General features: G+C 56.9%; 14 protein-coding genes, 1 tRNA gene and 1 rRNA gene. 8 read left to right on the forward strand and 8 right to left on the reverse strand.

What is annotated here, in order from left to right; all coding sequences use genetic code 11:
* Positions 1 to 67 precede the first annotated feature (67 nt).
* The 3 genes from IV89_RS01405 to IV89_RS01415 all read right to left on the reverse strand — a co-directional run bounded on the left by IV89_RS01405 (position 68) and on the right by IV89_RS01415 (position 6,834).
* Positions 68 to 1,527 (reverse strand): 16S ribosomal RNA (locus IV89_RS01405).
* Between the two features lie 643 nt (positions 1,528 to 2,170).
* Positions 2,171 to 5,608, reverse strand: a complete 3,438-nt coding sequence (locus tag IV89_RS01410) for a YhaN family protein (protein WP_037942320.1) — start codon at positions 5,606 to 5,608, stop codon at positions 2,171 to 2,173.
* Complete coding sequence (locus tag IV89_RS01415; RefSeq protein WP_235183718.1) at positions 5,605 to 6,834, reverse strand: DNA repair exonuclease; 1,230 nt, start codon at positions 6,832 to 6,834, stop codon at positions 5,605 to 5,607. Before IV89_RS01415 ends, IV89_RS01410 begins: the two co-directional genes overlap by 4 nt.
* 150 nt (positions 6,835 to 6,984) lie before the next feature.
* On the opposite strand from IV89_RS01415, the gene selD reads away from it, so the two are divergent.
* A complete protein-coding gene (gene selD, locus IV89_RS01420; RefSeq protein WP_037942321.1) occupies positions 6,985 to 9,153 on the forward strand; it encodes a selenide, water dikinase SelD in 2,169 nt (722 codons plus the stop codon).
* 16 nt (positions 9,154 to 9,169) lie between these two features.
* On the opposite strand, the gene IV89_RS01425 is transcribed toward selD, so the two are convergent.
* Together IV89_RS01425 and IV89_RS01430 are read right to left on the reverse strand one after the other, a co-directional pair.
* A tRNA-Arg gene (locus IV89_RS01425) sits at positions 9,170 to 9,246 on the reverse strand.
* A gap of 135 nt (positions 9,247 to 9,381) precedes the next feature.
* The gene (locus tag IV89_RS01430; RefSeq protein ID WP_037942323.1) at positions 9,382 to 10,011 is read right to left on the reverse strand and encodes an acyltransferase; all 630 of its coding nucleotides are present in this window, start codon (positions 10,009 to 10,011) and stop codon (positions 9,382 to 9,384) included.
* Positions 10,012 to 10,208: 197 nt separating this feature from the next.
* Here IV89_RS01430 and IV89_RS01435 point away from each other — a divergent pair, with 197 nt between their 5' ends.
* The 3 genes from IV89_RS01435 to IV89_RS01445 are packed head-to-tail and all read left to right on the forward strand — an operon-like array spanning position 10,209 to position 14,121.
* Positions 10,209 to 12,632, forward strand: a complete 2,424-nt coding sequence (locus tag IV89_RS01435; protein WP_107277657.1) for a glycosyltransferase — start codon at positions 10,209 to 10,211, stop codon at positions 12,630 to 12,632.
* Complete coding sequence (locus IV89_RS01440; RefSeq protein ID WP_037942327.1) at positions 12,629 to 13,363, forward strand: CatB-related O-acetyltransferase; 735 nt, start codon at positions 12,629 to 12,631, stop codon at positions 13,361 to 13,363. Before IV89_RS01435 ends, IV89_RS01440 begins: the two co-directional genes overlap by 4 nt.
* A complete protein-coding gene (locus tag IV89_RS01445) occupies positions 13,360 to 14,121 on the forward strand; it encodes a sulfotransferase family 2 domain-containing protein (RefSeq protein ID WP_081858753.1) in 762 nt (253 codons plus the stop codon). Before IV89_RS01440 ends, IV89_RS01445 begins: the two co-directional genes overlap by 4 nt.
* A 7-nt stretch (positions 14,122 to 14,128) precedes the next feature.
* On the opposite strand, the gene IV89_RS01450 is transcribed toward IV89_RS01445, so the two are convergent.
* Positions 14,129 to 15,052 carry a glycosyltransferase family 2 protein gene (locus IV89_RS01450; protein ID WP_037942332.1) on the reverse strand — a complete coding sequence of 308 codons (924 nt, stop codon included), beginning with the start codon at positions 15,050 to 15,052 and terminating at the stop codon, positions 14,129 to 14,131.
* Between the two features lie 91 nt (positions 15,053 to 15,143).
* Here IV89_RS01450 and IV89_RS01455 point away from each other — a divergent pair, with 91 nt between their 5' ends.
* From IV89_RS01455 to IV89_RS01470, 4 genes are read left to right on the forward strand one after another with little or no spacing between them, the layout of a single operon-like run.
* Positions 15,144 to 16,475, forward strand: a complete 1,332-nt coding sequence (locus tag IV89_RS01455; protein ID WP_051843873.1) for a capsule biosynthesis protein — start codon at positions 15,144 to 15,146, stop codon at positions 16,473 to 16,475.
* A gap of 8 nt (positions 16,476 to 16,483) precedes the next feature.
* A complete protein-coding gene (locus IV89_RS01460; RefSeq protein WP_005850904.1) occupies positions 16,484 to 17,140 on the forward strand; it encodes an ABC transporter ATP-binding protein in 657 nt (218 codons plus the stop codon).
* A gap of 24 nt (positions 17,141 to 17,164) precedes the next feature.
* Positions 17,165 to 18,067 (forward strand): sulfotransferase, encoded by a 903-nt coding sequence (locus IV89_RS01465; protein WP_037942333.1) that lies wholly within the window; start codon positions 17,165 to 17,167, stop codon positions 18,065 to 18,067.
* A gap of 29 nt (positions 18,068 to 18,096) precedes the next feature.
* Positions 18,097 to 18,861 carry an ABC transporter permease gene (locus tag IV89_RS01470; RefSeq protein WP_009825770.1) on the forward strand — a complete coding sequence of 255 codons (765 nt, stop codon included), beginning with the start codon at positions 18,097 to 18,099 and terminating at the stop codon, positions 18,859 to 18,861.
* 25 nt (positions 18,862 to 18,886) lie between these two features.
* On the opposite strand, the gene IV89_RS01475 is transcribed toward IV89_RS01470, so the two are convergent.
* Together IV89_RS01475 and IV89_RS01480 are read right to left on the reverse strand one after the other, a co-directional pair.
* Entirely contained in the window at positions 18,887 to 21,376 is a 2,490-nt protein-coding gene (locus tag IV89_RS01475; protein ID WP_037942337.1) for a hypothetical protein, read from the reverse strand.
* A gap of 114 nt (positions 21,377 to 21,490) precedes the next feature.
* Positions 21,491 to 22,882 (reverse strand): DUF2793 domain-containing protein, encoded by a 1,392-nt coding sequence (locus IV89_RS01480; RefSeq protein WP_037942339.1) that lies wholly within the window; start codon positions 22,880 to 22,882, stop codon positions 21,491 to 21,493.
* Positions 22,883 to 22,971: the final 89 nt, after the last annotated feature.

Here is a 22,971-nt window from a genome sequence, read left to right on the forward strand (position 1 = left end):
TTTGTTTACTGACCTGCTAAGTGATCTACGAGTGAGAACAAGTTCTCGCTGCTAAGATCATCCTTAGAAAGGAGGTGATCCAGCCGCAGGTTCCCCTACGGCTACCTTGTTACGACTTCACCCCAGTCGCTGATCCTACCGTGGCCGCCTGCCCCCCGAAGGTTAGCGCAGCGTCGTCGGGTAGAACCAACTCCCATGGTGTGACGGGCGGTGTGTACAAGGCCCGGGAACGTATTCACCGCGTCATGCTGTTACGCGATTACTAGCGATTCCGACTTCATGGGGTCGAGTTGCAGACCCCAATCCGAACTGAGACAGCTTTTTGGGATTAACCCATTGTCACTGCCATTGTAGCACGTGTGTAGCCCAACCCGTAAGGGCCATGAGGACTTGACGTCATCCACACCTTCCTCCCGCTTATCACGGGCAGTTTCCTTAGAGTGCCCAGCCGAACTGCTGGCAACTAAGGATGTGGGTTGCGCTCGTTGCCGGACTTAACCGAACATCTCACGACACGAGCTGACGACAGCCATGCAGCACCTGTCACTGCGTCACCGAAGTGAACGCCCGATCTCTCGGGTTAGCACAGGATGTCAAGGGTTGGTAAGGTTCTGCGCGTTGCTTCGAATTAAACCACATGCTCCACCGCTTGTGCGGGCCCCCGTCAATTCCTTTGAGTTTTAATCTTGCGACCGTACTCCCCAGGCGGAATGCTTAATCCGTTAGGTGTGTCACCGAACAGTATACTGCCCGACGACTGGCATTCATCGTTTACGGTGTGGACTACCAGGGTATCTAATCCTGTTTGCTCCCCACACTTTCGTACCTCAGCGTCAGTATCGAGCCAGTGAGCCGCCTTCGCCACTGGTGTTCCTCCAAATATCTACGAATTTCACCTCTACACTTGGAATTCCACTCACCTCTCTCGAACTCTAGACTGATAGTTTTGGAGGCAGTTCCAGGGTTGAGCCCTGGGATTTCACCCCCAACTTTCCAATCCGCCTACGTACGCTTTACGCCCAGTAATTCCGAACAACGCTAACCCCCTCCGTATTACCGCGGCTGCTGGCACGGAGTTAGCCGGGGTTTCTTTACCAGGTACTGTCATTATCATCCCTGGCGAAAGTGCTTTACGATCCTAAGACCTTCATCACACACGCGGCATGGCTAGATCAGGCTTGCGCCCATTGTCTAAGATTCCCCACTGCTGCCTCCCGTAGGAGTCTGGGCCGTGTCTCAGTCCCAGTGTTGCTGATCATCCTCTAAAACCAGCTATAGATCGTAGACTTGGTAGGCCATTACCCCACCAACTATCTAATCTAACGCGGGCCAATCCTTTCCCGATAAATCTTTCCCCCGAAGGGCTTATACGGTATTACTCTCAGTTTCCCGAGGCTATTCCGTAGAAAAGGGTATGTTCCCACGCGTTACTAACCCGTCCGCCGCTCACCCGAAGGTGCGCTCGACTTGCATGTGTTAGGCCTGCCGCCAGCGTTCGTTCTGAGCCAGGATCAAACTCTCAAGTTGAAACGCATTACTGCGTATCCTTGACGTCGAACCTCTGCACATCAAACCTGCATCACTTACTGAATGATACAGGCGTTTTCTCCGTTTGAAGTGCTTAAAGTTACCAAAGTAACGAAAAGCCGTCCAAACAGTGAAGCTGACACTCCATCATCGGCCGAAGCCTAAGAGCGCGATATACAGACGTTGATCCATCGAATGAACCAAACCGCCCACATATCTCTTCAGATATCTATCAATTTCAAAGAGCGTCGAGACAAAAGAAACCAAGATGCGCCGTAAACCTTCAGCGCGCCCCGCCTCAATTACCTCAGAATTTTCCCGCTACGTAAGACCCGAACCGTAACCCGTCGTCCCCGTCTAGCGCCCCGTGTCTGCATGTCTGCGTCTCCGGTAAGGGGCGTTCTAAGGTTTGTTCCAAATACCCGCAACCCCTTTTTTCGGATTTTATCCTTTTCGTCAAAAAACCTTCACAAACGCCTGTTTTATTGACTTTTTGAGCGTCGAGAAACTGGAGCACCAAGTCCCCTCAGGGTATCTCTCTCCGCTTATACGGAGCTTTTCGTACCTCGATCCAACCACAGGTAGGGCATTGCAGTGGAATCGCCGACTCGCGGGCCGGATAATCGCGAATCCATATGGGGCGTTACAGCCGGTGCACGGTCACATCTGTGCCGCAGGCCTCTTGGGCGAGATCGACCACATGCTGGTGGTGGGTGAGATAGATGGCCTGCCCGCGCTTTCCGACCCGTTGCATCAATCGACAGGCCGCGCGGGTGCGGTCTTCGTCGAAGGTTTCAAACACATCATCACAGAAGAACGGCAGCACCGTTCCTGTCGACGCCATTTGCTCGTAGGCCGCCGCGCGCAGGGCAAGGTAAAGCTGGAACCGCGTCCCTTTGGACATTGCGGCGGCTTCCTTAGACACCCCATCCTCTGCCCGCACGGCCATTAGCACATCCCCCTGAGCGGCAGGCTGCGTGGTCAGTGTATTGTATACCCCTTGGGTCAGATCGCTGAATGCCTGTTCGGTCGCGGCCAACATCGTGCTGCGGTGGGTGTCGCGATACCGGCGGATGGCATCCTCGGCCAAAGTATGGCCAAAGCGCCCCGTCAGATAGCGCAGCATCACGGCCTGCATCTGTTCTTCGACCGTGCGCTTTTGCGAGGTGAGCGCTGCGATATCACCATCCCCCCCAACCGCATCCAGCGTCGCTTGCGCCCGAGCGCGCGCAGCAATCGCGCTGTCGAGCTCTGCTTCAAGTCGCGACAGGTCTTCGCAGAGCTCGGCAAGCTCCACTTGCGCCTGTGCGAGGGGCGCGGCGCTGAGGCGTTCCTGCGCCTGCTCCCAGGCATCAACCCCCAGGATCGAGAGCAGGCGGGTACGCAAATCCGCACTTTGCTGGCGCAGGGCAATTGCCTGTTGCGCGGTCGCCGTCGCCTGACGCAATGCATCAAGGGTAGAGGTGTCTATCTGGTCATCAAACGCACGGGCCAGAAGTTGGGCCTGATCATCTAGCACGGCAATCTCGCGCAGCGCCTCAGCCGCGGCGTCCTCCGCAACGGCAAGGCGGGCGTCCAGATCGCTGCGACGCGCTTGGGCCTGACGGGCACGCTCCACCGCGGTTTGCAAAGCGGCGTAACGCGCCAAGGGCTGTTCCTGCGCGTCTGCCCCGCTATCCAGTGCATCCAACTGTGCGATGAAACCGGCGCGATCCTGTTTGATGCCCGCAATCTGACGTCGGACACCAGCCATGCGGGCGTCGACCTCTCGGATACTGCGCAGGCCGGTCAGCCCGTTCCACATGTCTATGCCAGCCTGCAGCGCCGGAAGATGTGTTGCGACGGCACCGCGCCACTGGTCACGCGCCTCGGTCACGGCCATGCGTGCCTTGTCCGCTGCGGCTGCTCGGCGATCCCGCTCTGCCGTGGCCTGACGCACTGTGGCCTGTGCGAGCTTTTGCGCATTCTGATGCTCGCGCGACGCCGCGATCTGGGTTTTGGCCATGAGCACGACGGTCCGCAAAGGCGCATCCCCTGCCTCCAAACGTGCCGCCAGATCGTCGCGCATCTGTTCTGCCGCGCGCAATAGCTCTGCGTGGGCCTGTTCAGATGACTTTAAGGTTTCGGTTGCAGTTTGCGCCGCCTCTGCGTCGCGCACCCATTCGACAAAATCCTCGGCGGAAAGGGTTTCGGGCAGGCCAAGTGCGTCGAGGTGGGACCGCAGTTCACCCGTCACCTTATCAAACGCCACCTCGGTCTCGGTACGCTTATTCTGCGCCCTGTCATGATCCTGCCGCGCCTCGATCAACTGTCGTTCCGCCTGCCGCATTTCCGCCAGCGATTGGCTTTGCCCGGCGCGTAATGAGGTCTGCGCGTCATCCGCCCGCATGGCAGCCTCGAACGCAGAGGCAGAGGCCATGTCCAACACATCTTTATGCAGCGCCCATAACTCGTCTCGGGTTTGTCGCCCTTTGGCGGCGGCATCATCGCTGATCAAGTCTGGGGACGACGCGGCCATCGCATGTTTTGTCTCGGCAGCCGCCAGACGATCAGCCGCTGTGGTTTCCGCCTGCACGGCAGCGCGCAGGGCAAGCCGCGCTTCCCCATGGGCCTGCATCAATTCCTGCGCGCGCCGGCTGCTGAGCGGAAGTGCCGGAACCGCGTCGAACGCCACATTTTGCCGCGCCAGCCCGCGCAAGGCAGTGGTCACCCCCTGACGATCCGCCGCGAGCCGGCGCAGCGCGTCATGATATCGACTGACCAGATCCTCCGCTTCGGCCTGCATGAACAGGCGTTCGACGTCTGCGTCGACGGCGGTCTCTTCTTCGGTATCGCGCAGGGCCCGTGCCGCGTCATCGTATTTGTCGCGCGCGACCTCTGCCTCCGCCAGAATGGTTTGCAGATGCTTGCGCGCATCGTCCAAAGTGGCGCGCTCCTGTTCGAGCGCCGCAAGGGCGGGATCGCTTAAGATGAATTGCGCAAGCGCGCCATCGGCGGGCAACCCCAGAGTATCAAGCCGCGCCCGCATATCAGCAGTATCCTGCATCAACTGTGCTTCGCGTTTGGGCAGGTCGGATTGCCCCGCCTCAACCTGACTTTTCTTGAAGGCAAGCGCATCAACATCAGCCCCCCGCGCCAAATCATCCCCGTTGACGGCGACCTCGTCTCGCGCGGCCCGCAATGCGTGCACTTCGGCGACGGACCGTTCCCTTTCGGCAACAAGTGCGATCCGTTTCGTCATCATTTTAATCAAGTCTTCGCTGTCGAACTCCAGCGTCGTGGGATAATGCGCGATAGGGGTAAGCTGCGCCTCTAGGGTTTTCCATTCTGTCGCCAATGGATGCGCATCAAGTATAGCCTCCAGCCGCGTTTTCTGAACGGAAAGCTCGGACTTGGCGGCGCGCAGACGCTGCTCTTCGGTTTGGGTGGCGTCCCGCGCAAGACGCAACTCGCGAAACGCGGCGGCGCTGACGTCATGATCCTTGATCTGCTGGACCAGTTCCGCATGTGCAGCCTTCAGCGCCGCGAACTCTGATTTTGTACCGCCTTTTAGATAAAGGTCACGATTGCCCTGCTCCACCCGCCCCAAGACCTGCGACAGATCGCTGATACCCGCCGCGGCAGAGAACAGCAGCTTCCCGATATCCCCCTCGCTTTTGGTAATCTCTTCGCCGCCGGCTTCGATTGTTTCATCGTCGAGACACAGCAGACTTTGGTATTCCTTTTGCGACACACCGCGCAGCGCCGCAGACAGCAAAGCATCCGGCACAGGTTGGCCCGCCCCGTCCACAAGATTGCCCGAGCGTTTGGGCAACCGGGACAGCTGGTGGATCTGCCCGTCAATATCGACGGTACCGCTGACGCGCAGGTTCGCGCGGGGGTGTTTGAACGCATAGGGTTCACGCGCGGCAAAACCGTAAAGCAGCCGCAGATACCCCTCCATCAGGGTGGTTTTGCCCGCTTCATTCCGGCCAAAGACGATATGAAAGTCCGATCCGCTTGCGGGGCGCGCGCCGAAATCCAGCACGCGGTCGGTAAAGTGACCAAATCGGTCCAGCGCAAGCTGCTGCAGCCGCATCATTCGCCCGCTCCTCGCATCTGCGCGGCCATGGTCAACACCGCCTCGTCGGTCAGCTGCCGCAACAACGCCTCTTGCGCCTCTGCATCCGGAGCGAGGGCGCGGCGCTGGTCAGCAGGCAATAGGCCAAGGATCTGGCTTAATTCTTGCTGCAACCTGTCCCGAGTGGCGGGCTCCTTGGCGATGTCCGTCATCAACTGCTGTACCTCGGCCACAGCACCATCCACCGCATCCTCAGATACAGCCGTTACATCCACCGACATCTTCTCGATCCACAGATCACCGATGCTATCCGCGATTTCGTCGGCTTGGGCGCGCCAAATATCCGCCAACTGGCGTATCTGCCACGCCAGCGCCGTTTGCCCCGTCAACCGCAACCGCAAGATCGCCGCGCCCCGCCCGGCCTGTGCCTGAAACACCGACCGCAGTTTGCGGCGCAGATCTTCGTCAGCCTCCGCCCCCGTCACATCGCAATCACAGCGGCGGAACTCCACGACCGAGGTCGCCACTTCCGAAACCGAGATCTTGCCATCCTCGATCGTCAGCAGGCTAGCGGACTTTGGCCCCGCCTCCCCGATATCGCGCCCTTGCGGCATGCCCGGCATCACGATCCAGGGGTCTTCGCTGTGCACGGCGCGTTTGTGAACATGCCCCAACGCCCAATAATCAAACCCAGCCCCCGCCAGTTCGCCGACCGACACAGGCGCATAAAGATCATGCCCCTCCGCCCCCGCGAGAGAGGTATGCATCATCGCAATATTAACCGCCCCTGCCTCTGGCACGGTATACTTCGGCAGCAGGCTTTCCGGCGCGTGACGGTCGCGAAAGCTGACACCGTGAATATAGACGGGGTGGTCCGCCAACTGTACCTTCTCCCCCCGCCCGTCGAACACATGCACGTTCGGCGGCAGGTCGATCTCGCCCGCGATCGGGTTTTCCGCGTCATGGTTCCCCTTGATATAGAACACCCGCACGTCAGCCTGCGCCAAACGATGCATCTGCGCGGCGAGATACGCGGCGGTTTTCGCGCTACGTTCTTGCCCGTCATAAAGATCGCCCGAGATCAGAAAAGCGCTGACCCTCTCGTCGATGCAATATTGCACCATCGTCTCAAGCGCTTGCCGGCTGGCACCGCGCACCTGCGCGGCCAGACGGTCATCCTTCATCGCCAAACTACGAAGCGGTGAATCGAGGTGAAGATCGGCAGTGTGCAGAATACGAAGGGTCACGGACGGAGGCCACCTTGTTCACGGAAAACGCTGCGGTCTTTGTCACGTAGTTCACATTCCGTTGCAACGGGCCGCAGTTGTGTCTTGCGGCTTTGATCCACTGATCCCGCGGGCTAAGACTGTCACACCCGCCTGATAGAAAGTCATTCGATGCATCGACACGATATCCCGCTGACCCAAGACCTGGTGCTGATCGGCGGCGGGCATGCCCATGCGTTGGTGCTACGCAAATGGGGGATGAACCCGCTACCGGGCGCGCGGTTAACCGTCATCAATCCCGGCCCCACGGCCCCATATACAGGTATGCTGCCGGGCTATATCGCGGGCCACTATTCACGTGAAACACTCGAGATTGACCTCGTGCGACTGTGTCGCTTTGCGGGCGCGCGTCTGATCCTGTCTCACGCCACAGATATCGATCGCACTGCCCGTCTGGTTCATGTCGAAGACCGCGCTCCTATTGCATATGATGTTGCCTCCTTTGATATCGGGATCACCGCTAAAATGGGTATCCCGGGGTTTGATGGCTTTGCTGTCGGTGCAAAGCCACTTGATGTCTACGCCAAACGCTGGCGCGATTTCCTTGCCGCGGTGACGAGCGGGGACATAGAGCCCGAAATCGCCGTGATCGGCGGCGGTGTCGCCGGTTGCGAGTTGTCCCTCGCGATGGCCCATGCCGTACGCAGCGCGGGGATCGAGCCTCGGGTCACCTTGCTACAGTCCGACCCGACGCTTTCGGGCCTTGGCAACCGCGCGCGCCACACGGTCGAGGCCAAGCTTCGCGGCGCCAAGGTCACCCTACGCACCGGCATACGCGTCACGGAAATCGCCGCCGATCATGTCGTTCTGGGCAGCGGCGACAAAATCCCTTCTCAATTGACGGTCGGCGCTGCCGGTGCTTTCCCGCATGAATGGCTGGCGCAAACGGACCTCCCCTTGCGTGATGGCTTCATCGAAACAACGCCCGATCTGTCACTTCCCGGTGACCCAACTGTATTTGCCGTCGGTGACTGCGCAGCAATGCCCTTTGCCCCACGCCCCAAGGCTGGCGTGTTTGCCGTTCGCGCAGCACCCGTCCTGTATCACAACCTTCGTGCCGCCCTCACCAATGGTCCCCGCAAGCCCTTCAAACCACAAAAACGTTACCTAAAGCTTATCTCCCTTGGGGAAAAATCGGCTTTGGCGGAAAAATTCGATCTTGCATTCTCGGGGCCTGCGTTATGGCACTGGAAAGACCGGATCGACCGCGCCTTCATGGATAAACTCGACGATTTGCCGCCGATGCAACCGCCAGCTTTGCCCGATACGCTGGCGCAGGGTGCCCGCGATATACTGGCCGCGAAACCCCTGTGTGGCGGCTGTGGCGCTAAGGTCGGAAACACAGTGCTTCGTGACGGGCTATCGTCGCTTCAAGGTCCGACGGATGCGGCCATTCTTTCTGTCCTCGGCGATGATGCTGCGGTGCTAAGGCAACCCGGTGGCGGTTTTCAGGTCATCAGCGCCGATCACTTGCGCGCTTTGATCCACGACCCTGCCTTGATGACGCGCATCGCAGCAGTGCACGCCTTGGGCGACATTTGGGCCATGGGAGCGCAGCCCCAAGTGGCCCTTTCCAGCATCGTACTACCCCGTATGTCTCAGGCGCTTCAGTCCCGGACACTGCAAGAAATCACCGACGCAGCCCGTGCGATATTCGACCACGCGGGCGCGACGATTGTCGGGGGGCACACATCGATGGGTGCCGAAATGACCATCGGATTCACCGTCACCGGCACACGCGAAGCGCCACCAATCACCCTGTCGGGCGCTCAAGCCGGCGATTGCCTTGTGCTGACCCGGCCCATCGGATCAGGAATTATCATGGCTGCGCATATGGATGGCACAGCACGGGGAGCCGACGTCGCCCAGGCCCTGCACGAGATGGCAGAACCGCAGGACCGTCAAGCCTTCCACCTGCGTCGAGCCAATGCCATGACAGATGTCACCGGCTTTGGCCTTGCGGGCCACATCGCCGCCATCTGCCGCGCATCGCGCCTGAGCGCGGAAATCTCGGCGGGTGCCATTCCCGTCTACTCCGGTGCCCGAGACCTATCAGATCGCGGCGTGCACTCCTCGCTGTATCACCCCAACGTCGACAACGCGCCCACGCGAGGACGCAGCGACCCGCTTTTGCACGACCCTCAAACCGCAGGCGGCTTGCTGGCTGCCCTCCCCCCGGCCGAGGCAAAGATTGCGATCAGAGACATGGCCGCCGAAGGTAAAAAATCCTGTATTATCGGGCATTTGACCGACGGCGAAGGACCAATCACTGTGCTGTAGCTACACTCGGTGCGCCTGGCGATCCCGGGAGGACTCGAACCCCCAACATCCTGATTAGAAGTCAGGTGCTCTATCCAGTTGAGCTACGGGACCACTCAGGTCATCTCATAGCTAGTTTGCGTGGGATGAGCAAAGCAAAATCTATCCGCAATCCCCATGATATTGTCATCAAGTATCTCCTCTTCCGATAGTGTAAATCACCAATGGCTCCGCACAGGGACCCAATACTTATTGATCTTTGGGGCTTAGCCGTCGGCGATCCCAAGTGATACCGGCACGCACAACACGCGCCGGCGCGCCCACGGCCAAGCTATGTGCGGGGATAACCCCAAGAACCATGGAGCGGCTACCGATCACTGAATGCTGCCCTATCTGCGCGCCTTTCATGATCCTGACACCATGGGCCAACCAGACGTGATCCCCGATTTCGATATCTTGGGGCGGGTTGACCCGTTCCCCCGTTTCTACGTCAAGGATCGAATGCATATCACTGACATCCATGGTGATATCCCCGGACAGCATGCAGTCCTCGCCAATCGTAATCGCGCCCGCTTCGTGCAGACTGAGATGCGCCATCATGATCGTGGTGCGATCGCCAATGCGAATATGCGTATCACGCGCGCGGCATCGAAATGACCCCGCCAAACGACAATCTGCGCCAATATAGACGGCGCTCTCGTGATTCCTGAGCTCAATCAAGCCACCGGAGATCACAGTACCCTCGCCGATCACCACGTGGTTATTGCGCCCGTATATATTAATCTGCACCCCTTCGGCGCAGGTGGCTGTTGGCGATATATCTACCTGATTGTTCTGACCATTATCCGTCACCAAAACGCCAAGTTGCGTTTTGCTCACCTATGTCACCTCCCGTAAAATCCGAACAAAAATTCTGTTGTAATGCTGAGTAAACTTAACCTCCCCTTAAGAGTGAGCGTGCTGATCTAGAGATCTATCAACGCAACATAGAATCGAAATGATTGATTTTGTATAAACAGCTCAAAGCTCTCTTTGCCCGCTATATCGCCGCCCACCTAAGGGCCGTGGGGCGTCCAATGCACATCACGGATCCGTCCGGTGCCACGGTGGGTGCCGTTGATGTATTTGCCGTAAATGACGGGAACTTGAGGCTGGCGGGCTGGACGTTCGCGGATGATATCGTGCTGCATATGAACGGCGTCAAAGTAAGCGCTAAAGCCGACTTGATCCGTGACGACGTGGCCGAAGCCTATGGTGGCCCGCGACGGGTCGGGTTCGACCTGACCACGCCGCTTGGCCCGACAGGCTTGCAAGAAATCGGGCGGTTTGGGGTCGAATTTCACCGTGTCCGCAATGGCACCTGGACAATTGCGCGAAGTCTAGAACTCCCTCACCTTTGGTGGATTCAAGCGCGATTGGTAATCAAATTCGTCATCGCGCTGGTGCTGCAGTTGCCTGCCTATGCCGGCTGGCGCGTCAGACGAGACCCCGCTTTTCGCACGCGGATCAAACGCGGGCTGGGGCTATGCCCCATCCACTATGCGCGCGAACTTGACCCTGACCTTTTCCGCGCCAATGCGCCTCCCGTCACAACGGCATCGGTGACGATAATACTGCCGGTATTCAACGCGCATGACCTACTGAAAGAGGCGCTGCGGCGCGTCGTCGACAATACCGATCTTCAGTGGCGCATTGTTCTGATCGAAGATTGCTCAACCGATAAACGGATTCTACCGTTGCTGCGCGCGTGGTCCTTGGCCCACAATGACCGTGCGACACTGCTTGAGAATGATCAAAACCTTGGGTTTGTAAAAAGCGTAAACAAAGGCTTGCGCTATGCACAACGCTGGCACGACACGGTTATTTTACTGAATTCTGACGCCTTAGTCCCGGCGAACTGGGCGAGCCGCCTTATCCGCCCCCTCGCTGAATATCCACGCGCCGCAACTGTAACCCCAATGTCCAACGACGCGGAAATTTTCACCGCCCCCCTCATATGTGCGCCCCAAAAACTTGCCGCCGGACAGGGGGATCTTATAGATGTGACCGCCGCGCAGCTTAACTCGAAAAGCTATCGCGTGGCCACGCCGACCGGGGTGGGATTTTGCATGGCGATCAATCCCAGCTATCTCAGAACTGAACCGCAATTGGATGTCAGTTTTGGTCGGGGATACGGCGAAGAGGTCGATTGGTGCCAGCGCATCAGAGCAGCGGGCGGACAGCATTATTGCGCCGTTAACCTTTTCGTAGAGCATCGCGGTGGACAAAGTTTCGGATCGGAAGAGAAGACGCGTCTTATCGCGAAAAACAACGCTCTAATTTCAAAACGTTATCCCGAATACGATAGAGATGTGCAGCAGTTCATTGCCTCTGACCCATTGAAATCGCCCCGCCTCGCCTTGGCATTGGCTTGGCTCGGGGCACAAGACACGTATCCGGTCTCGATATACATCGCACACAGTATGGGTGGCGGTGCTGAATCGTATCTGCAACATCGGATGAAATCAAAACATCACGCGTTGGGCCGCGCCGCTGTCGTAATCAGGGTCGGCGGTGCCATGCGATGGCAAATCGAATTGCATTGCCATGACGGAATAATCGCCGGCGGGACCAACAACCTCGACTACGTCAAACAACTTCTACACCCCATAAAACGGCGACGATTAATCTATTCCTGCGCGGTTGGGGATCAAGATCCGCTGACTATTCCAAGTGCAGTTCTAGAATTGAGCCAAACCGGCCAACAGGTGATAGAGTTTCTCTTTCATGACTACTTCGCAATCTCGCCCAACTACACTCTTCTGAACGATCAAGGAGTGTACGATGGCCTACCCCCACCTCACCTAAATGCCCCAGCAACCAAATGTGCACCGATAAGCATGATTCGATGGCAAAGCGAGTGGGGAAAACTCCTGACCGCATCCCAAGAGATCGTGGTATTTTCTAAAAATAGCAAAGAAATTGTGCGCGCAGCATTCCCCAACTGCGCCAATAAAATTCAAGTTACACCGCATAGTATTTCAGACGCCGTGCCCCGTATCCCTCGGCCCCTCAGCCCAAAGCGCCCGGTGATCGGTGTATTGGGCGACATTGGTGTTCAGAAAGGCGCACAGATCATCAGCCGAACCGCTGATGCGATAGATGCGCAAGGTGTCGGTCTGGTCATCGTCGGGAATTTCGATCCCGCCATTCCCCTCCCCCCCTCGGTGCCTATCCATGGAAGATATACCATATCAGATCTGGGCAAAATTGCCGCCCGATACGGCGTGACAGATTGGTTAATACCTTCCGTGTGGCCGGAGACATTCTCGTTTACCACGCACGAAGCTCTGACATCCGGTTTGCCCACCCATGCGTTCGCAATTGGTGCTCAGGGCGAGGCGGTTACGAAAGCTGAAAACGGTTTCCCTATTCCCTACTCAACCCAACAGGATTTGGCGGATATTCTGCTGTCTCACATTAAAAATCACATCACCAAAACCTGGGCGGTGGCCTCATGAGCCAGATCTCAGTTCCCCTAAAATTTTTGCGAAACAATGGCATCGAAGTACTGAACCGGGGTGCTACGTCGATCAACTTGCCCAGACATACCGTGCTCGAAGCCCCGGGGAGCCTGAAATGGACACAGTATGAACACTCGTTAGAGATGGGAACGTTCTCGTATCAAGTCTCGGGATACTGTTTTGCCGCACGCATCGGCCGATATTGTTCATTCGGCGAATCCGTCCAAATAGGTCGGCAAAACCACCCGTTGGACTGGGTATCCACAAGCCCCGCTTTCTATCTTGGGGACCGGGTATTCGAACTTGGCGACGGTTTTGAGGCAGCCGAACATTACCACAATTATAGGACAGCTCACAGCAAGCCTCCCACCAAGGTAAAAATCACTACAATTGGAAATGATGTATGGATCGGGCACGGGGCGTATATCGCCGCCGGGGTCACCATTGGCGACGGCGCAATAATCGGTGCGCATTCGGTCGTGACCCGTGACATTGCCCCTTATTCAGTCGTCGCGGGGAATCCGGCCACTCTCAAACGAATGCGCCTACCGCCGAACTTCATCAGTCTCATGTTAAAGTGCCGCTGGTGGCAGTTTGCGCCGTGGCAAATGGACCACCTTGATCCGTCGGATGTGCTGGAATTCTGTAGAGGGATAAACTCAATGCTCAAAGATGTCGCGCCTTTCGCACCCCCGACGCTGGATCTGAGATCGGAAACCATTCAGTGAAAAAAGTCGCATTTTTACACATACCCAAAACCGCGGGCCAATCTGTTCACTCGGAGCTCACTAAAATTTATAGCAGCGCTCGAACCTCTCCTGTTCGCGTTCACCACCAAGCTTCTTCAGACGGTCAATTCCCCAACGGGTATGACCTTTACTCGGGTCACCTAGATTGGTGCCGCCTTCGTGAGACCCAGACAGATGCCTTTGCGTTCACGGTACTTCGCGATCCATTTGAAAGGATCGCTTCTTTCTATTTTTATTTAAGAAATAAGGCCTCGCGCCTCACGGACAGCCTACTCTCGTCGCCTGGGCATATGGGGTTGTACAAAGTAAAAAATTGCTCCCCCGCCGCATATTTCTTTGGCGGAAGTCCCGCTTGGCAACAGTTCATTAAGGATCACTACGACAATTTTTACTGTAGCTATCTCGCCACCGGGAAAGTTCGCGGGGCGGCCGAGGTCTGCCATTTCTCGAAAGATATGCTTGTTGGTCAAGCGATAGGCGGCGCGCGGAAACTAGATAGAGTTTATCGCATAAGCAGTTTAAATCTGCTTGAGAATGACATTCAAAACCTAACGGGGCATCGTCCTTCGATTGTAAAAACGCGCATCAATGTTGGGCCAAAAGGCGTTCAGACAAGCCGTTGGCAAGATCTAATGACTCTGATCAACGATAAACCAGCACAGGAAAGACTGGCTGCGTTTGCTGAGGCTGACATAGCCCTGCTTGATCGCCTCAATGACGAGGGTTTGTTAAGTTAACACCGATTCAGAACCGTTTGAGTTGTGCAAGCGCGCGCAGGGCTAGATCCCCCGCCTGTGTTTGCCGGTAGATCCCGAGCGAAGTAAGTGCCGCGCGACCCTTAGTATGACTTTGGGATCGCCAATCGAGAAACCTCAGTAATTGCTCGCGAGCGGCCGCCGTCAGAACGGGAGCAATTCGGTACATCGCGGCCGCATTTGCATCGATCCAATTCACCAACGTACCATCCGCCATGCATCGAGCCCTGCGCCGTAAATGACGAACAGGCGCGCCCACAAGATTTTCACCGTGTTGCCTGTATAATACCCCAGGTTTCTGATCATGAAGAATACCAAACCCGGCGCCCGTGATCGCTTGATACATCCACCAATCATGAAAAGGAGTTTCCGCAACGTCGGTAGTACTTAAAATGCTACGCAGATAGTTGGTGACGATAGGTGGAATCACAATCGTATTCCCGCGCAAAACATTCTGTACGATTGCATTTCCAAACCGATAAGGGCGATTCAGCGTCGGGGACGTTCCCAACCGCCCCCCCGTTTGGTCCACATAGTAACTTCTACTACTGTAAACACATCTACCACCCAGCCGCCCGACGAGCGCGACAGCACGGGATAGTTTGTGAGGCAGCCAGACATCATCCTGATCGGAAAACGCCACCCACTTCCCATCTAACTCGTGGTTTTTCAACAATTTATAATAATTGGCGGCAACGCCCCTCTGGGGCCCTTTGAGCAAGTGAATATCATGGTGCGGAGTTTCCGCTTTGAAATTTTCAAGCGCCTCCCAGGTGCCATCGGTCGAGCCGTCATCGCTTGCCCAAAGGCTCCAATCCTGATGCGATTGCCCGCGGATTGAGGCCAGCTGATCTGCCAAAAACATGCCACCGTTCTTCGTCCCCATTAAAATGTGAACATGCGGTTCCGCCATCCCAAAGTCCTTCGTAGTTTAATCGACTTTCTCTGAACTACTTCGCGCGAATTAATAAACTGTGAGGACTATTGAATTAGGCACTGAGATCATGACCCATAATCCTGCCCAATCAACGACCACGCACCATACGCACGCGGCGCGCAAACAACAAAAACTGCGCGAGCGTGAGGAAGCTTTGCGACGCATCGAAAAAAAAAGGCATGATAGAGCGCTTGCCGTTGCGGCGCGGGAAACAAAACGAGAAACCGCCTCTCAAGCGACCATTCTGACACTGCCAGTCACGTCGATCGTCCCGCCTGTGCCGCAAGCGCGCCTTCACCTACGTCATCGGCTTTCGTTTGTCAGCTTTATCATCATCGTTCTCGGAACCAGCCTGTTCGTGTCATGGTACCTTTGGGAGCGCGCTGCAGATCGCTATACCTCTATCGCAGGATTTGCTGTCCATAGCGAGGATATGAGCTCGCCGGTCGAACTCTTGGGTGGGGTTGCAAATCTCTCGGGGTCCGGTGCCGCGGACGAAGAAGTTCTGTATCAATTCATTCAAAGTCAGCACTTAGTGGAGAAAATCGATAAGTCTCTGAACTTGCGAAAAATATGGTCGCCCCCCGCAACAAACTCTGATCCGGTCTTCGGCTACCACGCCCCTGGTACGATCGAGGATCTGACCAAATACTGGGGTCGCATGGTCAATGTATATAGCGATAGTAGCACCGGTCTGATCGAGGTTAAGGTGCAAGCATTTGCTCCCGAAGACGCGCGGGCCATTGTCCAAGAAATCTATGCTGAAAGCGCACAACTGATACATGAACTTTCCGCGATAGCGCGCGAGGATGCTACCCAACATGCTGAAGAAAACTTGGCGCGCGCAGCGCAGCGCCTCAAAAAAACGCGGCTTACGCTGGCCGAATTCCGCATGAGGAACCAATTGGTGAGCCCCGATACACCGCTTCAAATTCAAACTGGGTTATTGGCATCTTTAGAAGCAGAAATGACGGAAACGTTGATTAGCATCGACATGCTTCAACAAACCAGCACACCAACCGATCCCCGCTTGAAGCAAGCGCAACGAAGGCGCGACATAATAGCAGCGCGTATCTCGCAGGAGCATCAAAAATTGAACGCCAAGCAGGGTGCAACGCACTCCATTGGTTTCGCGGATCTTTTCGGGCAGTTTGAAAGCCTAAAGGTCGATTTGGAATTTGCTGAACAGTCTTATACCGCCAGCCAAGCCGCCTTTGATACAGCGGTTGCAGAGGGGCGAAAAAGATCAAAATACTTGGCGGCGCATATCCCTCCGACACTTGCAGAGACTTCGATTTATCCAAATCGCCCTTTTCTTCTAGGCGTCACATTCGCATCTAGCTTCGCCCTGTGGGCGCTCATTATGCTGGTTTGGCACTCCTTACGAGATCGGCACTAGGATCGCCGATGATTGTCTTTCGAAATTTGACCAAAACCTATCATGTGCGGGGGCGACGGAAGACAGTCGCTTCAAATATTAACGTTATTTTTCCAACTGGTATTTCTGTCGGGCTGCTAGGGCGGAACGGCGCTGGAAAATCTACGCTGCTCAAGATCATTGCGGGGGCAACTGACCCTACATCGGGCGAGGTCATCTCTGATGGCAGTGTATCCTTCCCAGTTGGCTTTGCTGGGTCGTTCCACCCCGACATGACGGGGGCACAAAACACACGCTTCGTTGCACGGATTTATGGTGCAGACACGTCTGCACTGGTCGACTACGTCGCCGATTTTTCAGAGCTTGGGGTTCACTTTCACCTTCCATTCCGAACATACTCCGCCGGTATGAAGTCGCGTCTGGCTTTCGGCGTTTCCATGGGGCTGCAGTTTGACACCTATTTGATTGACGAAATCACCGCTGTCGGAGATGCTCGGTTCAAACAGAAAAGTCGTTCCATTTTTATGGACCGCCTGTCCCGATCTGGTGCAATATTTGTAAGCCACTCCAATGGCATGCTACGAGAACTATGCACTGCAGGCGCTGTTCTAGAGTCCGGAAATCTAGAATATTTTGCCGACATTAACGATGCGATAGCACATCACGAATACAACATGGGGAAATGATCAGCTCATCCCAAGGCGTACCGTATGACTCCATCTCTTCTGCCGGAAAACACCAAGCTTGCCTATTGCATCGGGGCTCAGAAAGCCGGCACGACTTGGCTTTATGAAACCTTGCGCACCAGCAGTCAGATTCATTTTTCGCGCAATAAGGAACTTCATTATTTCAATGTGATCGCGGGTAAGTCTGACCAGGTTTTTGACCTACGTATGAACACGGCGAAAACCTTGGCAAGGGAACTGGTGTCAGAACGCGGCCCCAAGAACCGGCGCAACCTTAGGGTCCTCAGCGAATTGGCTGACCTTTTGTCCATCTACACGGATGCGCCTGAACATCACGAGGCTTATCTTTCCTATCTTACTCAGGGATTTAGCGGCCAGCCTGTGATCTGCGACATCACCCCGGCTTATGCGATACTGGACGCAAAGGACTTCTCTGAAATGGGGAGCCTTGGCGAAAGTTGTTTCATTTTTATTTTGAGGGATCCGATTGATCGTATGTGGTCCCAAATCAGAATGGCCGTTAGCGCGGATGCCGCCCAGGTAGCCGACTTTCAAACGGCTTGCGAGGCGCGCGCGCAGCATTTGATCGACAGTAAACGGCTGCCTAAGTTAGAGCGGGCGAACTATCGGCGCACGATGAGCGAGCTGGAAGCGGTGATCCCTCCACATCGAATTAAATATGTATTTTACGAAGACCTTTTTCACGCTCATACCATGCGCGATATCTGCATGTTCTTAGGTATTTCGCCGATTTCACCCAAAGCTGATCTTCGCAGTAATTCTGGTCGCCACGCCATGTTGCCAGAGCACCTAAAACACAGTTTTAGAGAGGCCTTTGCCCTACAGTATGACTTCATTATAAATCGTTTTGGCGCAGCGACGCCCGCACGATGGCAGGTCAACAGCGCGCAGAGGGTACCAGGATGATAGGTCGGGTCGCACGCCGACGAAGAACAATGGTCTTTGCGACGCCGCGCATTATCGTCGCGCTGATACTTCGCGAAATCGGGACCAGCTATGGCCGGTCCCCGGGTGGGTATATTTGGGCATTGGCTGAACCCGTTCTCGGGATCGCGCTGTTGACCGCAATATTCTCGATCGGGTTTCGTATGCCCCCCCTCGGAAACAATTTTCCAATCTTCTACGCTACAGGATTGCTGCCCTTTTTGATGTTCGTCGATCTCAGCAACAAGGTCGCGCAGGCGATCAACTATTCGAAACAGCTACTAGCCTACCCGCGCGTGACTTTCGTCGACGCCATCTTGGGGCGGTTCATCCTCAATTTTCTCACTCAACTTCTTGTAGGCTTTATCGTACTGAGTGGGATCATTTTTCTGTTTGATACGCGGGCCGCAATAAATGCATCAGACATCGTGTCAGCTCTGACTATGATTGCCGCGCTTTCACTGGGCGTGGGGGTATTCAACTGTTTTATGATGTCAATGTTTCAGGTCTGGCAACGTGTCTACGGGATTTGCACGCGGCCGCTTTTGCTACTGTCCGGCGTCATCTTTTTATATGAAACGATACCCGAACCCTACCGCGGCTATCTTTGGTTCAATCCACTGATCCACGTGGTCGGCCGCGTCAGGTCCGGATTTTATCATAACTACGACGTACCCTATGTCTCCTCAGCCTATGTTTACGCCGTTGCCGCGATACTGGGTCTTTTTGGCCTTGTATTATTAAGGCGCTATCACCGTGACATTCTGGAACGGTAACGATCCCAGCGTGGCAGTTTAAACTTTAAAAGCTTTCGAAGTCGCCGTTTAGGATAGATAGGTTTTCGACGCCCAACAGGTCCAGTGTTTTGCCGCTGCCAAAATCCAGCACGATATGCCCCTCGGCCCCTTTGCGTGCGAACGACTGAAGTTGGCTCATCGATAAACTTCCCCCACCCCAAAGGGCAGAATCCAGCGAAAGAGTGTCAATTTCGTTTTGAAAGCTCAGGATAGTGTCTTGGCCTGCACCATAGATAAACCGATCCGCCCCGATCCCACCGGACAGCACGTCGTTTCCCGCGCCGCCATCAAGCGTATCGTGACCGGCATTGCCTTTGATCAAATCATCGCCGTCTCCGCCGATCAGCTGGTCGGCACCATTGTCGCCCGACAGCGTATCGTTCCCGGACCCACCGTTAACCGTATCGTTGTTGATCCCCCCGGCAAGACGGTCATTCCCGCTGTCCCCCTGCAGAAAATCTGCCCCCGCATTTCCGAAAAGCTGATCATTCCCGCTGCCGCCAAGCAGTTGATCCGCACCGGCGCTACCCTCCAAACGGTCTTTGCCGGCACCGCCCCACAGGCTATCGGCATTTAACCCGCCGATCAGATGGTCATCGTCCCTATCCCCATAGAGCCGATCCGCACCGTTATTGCCGGTTAACGTGTCGTTCCCATCGCCACCGCCAAGCGCGTCATACCCGTCGCCGCCCCACAGGGCGTCGTCCCCATCACTACCGCGCAAAGTGTCCCAGCCGATACCGCCCCAGATCTGATCCCCCTCGGTCCCACCGTCAATCAGATCGCTTCCGCCGTTACCATAGATCGTGTCGGCCCCAGCTTCGCCAAGAATCGTATCATTGCCGCCTGCGCCGATCAGCCTGTCGCCATCCGCGCGCCCACTGATATGATCATCGGCCGCATCCCCTTCCAGCACATCCGACTGGGGCGTGCCAACCAGAACCAACGGGGTCGGTGCGGTGGGGAGGGATGGCGTATCAGCTTCCTCTGGCAGGGTCCAATCCGGCATGAAACGCGACTGCCCAATCAGATCGAGCGCTTGAACCTCCTCCTCGCTAAGGGACTGTCCGTTCGATGTTTTTATCTCTAGCCGCTCCTCACCAAAGGACAGAACCGCACCGTCTTTGGTCGAAGATATGGTCAACTGAGACCCATGTCTCAGGAACGGCCAGGCCGACAGATCAATACTGTCCTGCGCGCTGTCGAAATCGGCAATCGTATCGGCCTCCCCATCTGCGGAAAGGACAAAAAGATCGCGGCCGGAGCCGCCGGTCAACAGATCACGGCCGCCGCCGTCTCGCAAAATATCATCCCCTGCGCGCCCGGCGATATGGTCCGCGCCATCCCCGCCGGATAGCAAATCGCCCCCCGTGCCGCCTGTCAGCGTGTCAGCTTGATCACCCCCTGTTGCCGCCGCAACCCGGTCAGAAATATCCACCGTAAAGATGCTCAGCCCCGCTTCGGCACCCGAGGCGACGGCGAGGTGCAGTAAATCTCCTTGTACCGAAAAGTTAAGCGCCGACACCGCGTCAAGCGTGCTCCCTTCCGTGTCTTCGATCGACACCAGATGCATCAACCGGCCATCGTCCATCAATTCGAAGACCGAAACACCGTCATCTCCGCCCGCCGCCGCCACATAGGCGCGGCCGCGATGTGTTGCGGTCTCGATCACATGCACCCCGTCAAATCGCGTGTCCCGCGTGTCGAGGACGTGATCCGTTAAGGTTAACCCACCATTTTCCCCCAACATCGCGACGCTCAAACTCGCGCTTCCCGCCGCGGCCAATATCGCAAATCCATGCCCCCCAACCTCTACAAAGGCTGTCGCGCTTGGCCTGCCGATCCCCACGCCATCCTCCGCCGCGATACGAGAGACTTCTCGCGGGATACCATTCCCATCCAATTTGAACGAAATAAATGCGTCGTCCCGCGCCGAGGACGCCAGCAGATACGGCGTGCTTCCGACATACCCGACGCTCAGCCCGGTCAGACCTGCCTCTGACGCGACGCCACTGTCGCCCGATATGCGCGTCAGCGCCCCATTGTCGCCCATGCGCCACGACCCGATGCTATCCGCCCCCCGCACCAGCCCGTATAGATGGCTCTGCCCGCTTAAATCCAGCGTCTCAACGGCCAGTAACTGGGCAGGCACGGCACCACCGGTCACGGCAGAAACATTACCAAAGCGCCCATCATCTGTTAACGCAACGCGGGTGAGCGCGGCGTTATCCGCCCCCGTGAGCAATAGCGCACCGTCTACGACCTCCAGCCTGCTGGTGACCCCGGCCCGCGTGTCCCCGGCGATGGCCCGACTGTCCACAAACCGAAGCCCCCCTTCCGCATCAATGCGATAGGCCAGCAAGTCACCGCCACCAAAGCGCGAGGTCGTGTACAGCACCGCCCCGCCAGAGGATTGGACAACCGCCATATCCGTCACCCCGGTCAGCGCCATATCCTTCCGCGGCGACAATGTGGTTTTGTGCTCAAGCTCCATCGGTTTATTCCCCTACATGTTCCGGGGATAAAGATGGGCCGAATTCCTTAACGGCAGCTTCAGCATTTAAGGCGGCAATGTGGCCCTTTCATACAATTGTCAGGGTTTCGCAGATCAAAGGTATAGACCACCGCTTTGCGTCGTGCCCGCAATATCACCCGGCAGCACGGTCCCGCCACTTTGCACCACAGCGTTGCTGCTCACGTCAAAACGTTTGCCCGTGGCTGTGCCGGTGAAACCATGCCCGCTGAAATCCGCCTGCCCGGCCATCTCGCAACTCACAAACGCAGTGGCAAAGTCGGGCGTATTCGTCAGCGTCACCGTCTGCATCCCCCGCGCCAGCACAGCCCCCTGCGACAGACGCAGATGATACGCGGCATCGCCGTCGATAACATACGAACCCGCACCCTCGACGCGCCCGCCGACGATATCCAGATGTCCCCCCGCCGTGCCAAAGATGACCTCATCAACCTCTAACACCGCTTCCGGCAACACCCGGATCGCCGGGTCGGCACCGGTGGTCTCTATCCTAATACCTCGCAATCTCAGACGCCCCGAAACCAGCTCGATCACCGATCCTGTCGCCGTCATCGTGACCGCGTCGGGGTCGCCGGTATTCCCGACAAGCTCAACCAGACCTCCCCCCAATGCCGCGCTTACCGCGACTGGCGAAGCGCCCAGATCATAGCTGCCATCCGCCAACTGAACCGTGACGGCGTGGCCTGCGCTGTCCAAACGGGCGACTTCCTCCATCGCACGGCCTAGCGACGCAAAGGCAGCCGCCCCCGTGCCCCGCCCACTTTGCCCGTCGCCACCCTGAAATGGGTCCACATAGTAAATGCGGGGGGCAGTCAGCCGCTCTCGCCAACCCGAGACTGGGGCGGTCACACGCCCGCTCGCCGCTTCAATGCGCAAAGCTTCCGCCCAATTCGCGCCGTCTGCGCTGACCTTGATGGCGAAATCATCGCTCCCCGAGGTCCCCATCTCGGCCCGCCCCCCGAAGGCGGTCTGGAACAGCAGACTGGCCGTGTCCCCTTCGGCTGCCTTGTTGATCTTCACCTGATGCCCCGCCCCGGCATTGTTGAACAGCACCGCATCCGACGCCACAACCAACCGGTTATACGCATCCGGCGCCGCCCCGACACCAAGCCGAGGCACATCTTGCAACCCCGGCACCGCCCAGCGCGCGCCGTCGTAAACCACTTGGGTTTGGCCGGGGGCCACAGATGCCACCCAGCCCGGCATCGGCGCGATAAACTGCCACGCCCCATCCACGAACACTGCCACTTCTTGGTCATGCCCCGCCCAATCCCCCACAGCGTTTGAGGCCACTAGATACCGATCCCCCTCGCCTGCGGTCGCGGGCGGCGTAGTTTCGGTGAAAGACAGGACCGACAGTTGCACAATCGCATCCAAAAGCCGCAGCGCCTCGTTATGGGTCACATGCTTTTGCGCTTGCGACGGTTGAATATACGGAAGGGCGAGAACGGGGGATGTATCGGTCATATGGTGGCTCCTGTTCGGTAGATGGTGATCAGGGCTCACCCTGCCGCAGACAGGTTAACGCGAGCCTGCACCACCGCGCGCGGTATCGC

Source organism: Sulfitobacter sp. CB2047, from assembly GCF_000735125.2.
Lineage (GTDB): Bacteria > Pseudomonadota > Alphaproteobacteria > Rhodobacterales > Rhodobacteraceae > Sulfitobacter > Sulfitobacter pontiacus.

What these genes read in the sequence shown, in the direction of transcription:
- IV89_RS01470 (WP_009825770.1), top strand. Translation starts at nt 18,097, where the DNA reads ATGGTCTTTGCGACGCCGCGCATTATCGTCGCGCTGATACTTCGCGAA.
- IV89_RS01465 (WP_037942333.1), top strand. Translation starts at nt 17,165, where the DNA reads ATGACTCCATCTCTTCTGCCGGAAAACACCAAGCTTGCCTATTGCATC.
- selD (WP_037942321.1), top strand. Translation starts at nt 6,985, where the DNA reads ATGCATCGACACGATATCCCGCTGACCCAAGACCTGGTGCTGATCGGC.
- IV89_RS01475 (WP_037942337.1), bottom strand. Translation starts at nt 21,376, where the DNA reads ATGGAGCTTGAGCACAAAACCACATTGTCGCCGCGGAAGGATATGGCG.
- IV89_RS01460 (WP_005850904.1), top strand. Translation starts at nt 16,484, where the DNA reads ATGATTGTCTTTCGAAATTTGACCAAAACCTATCATGTGCGGGGGCGA.
- IV89_RS01440 (WP_037942327.1), top strand. Translation starts at nt 12,629, where the DNA reads ATGAGCCAGATCTCAGTTCCCCTAAAATTTTTGCGAAACAATGGCATC.
- IV89_RS01480 (WP_037942339.1), bottom strand. Translation starts at nt 22,882, where the DNA reads ATGACCGATACATCCCCCGTTCTCGCCCTTCCGTATATTCAACCGTCG.
- IV89_RS01450 (WP_037942332.1), bottom strand. Translation starts at nt 15,052, where the DNA reads ATGGCGGAACCGCATGTTCACATTTTAATGGGGACGAAGAACGGTGGC.
- IV89_RS01410 (WP_037942320.1), bottom strand. Translation starts at nt 5,608, where the DNA reads ATGATGCGGCTGCAGCAGCTTGCGCTGGACCGATTTGGTCACTTTACC.
- IV89_RS01455 (WP_051843873.1), top strand. Translation starts at nt 15,144, where the DNA reads ATGACCCATAATCCTGCCCAATCAACGACCACGCACCATACGCACGCG.
- IV89_RS01435 (WP_107277657.1), top strand. Translation starts at nt 10,209, where the DNA reads ATGCACATCACGGATCCGTCCGGTGCCACGGTGGGTGCCGTTGATGTA.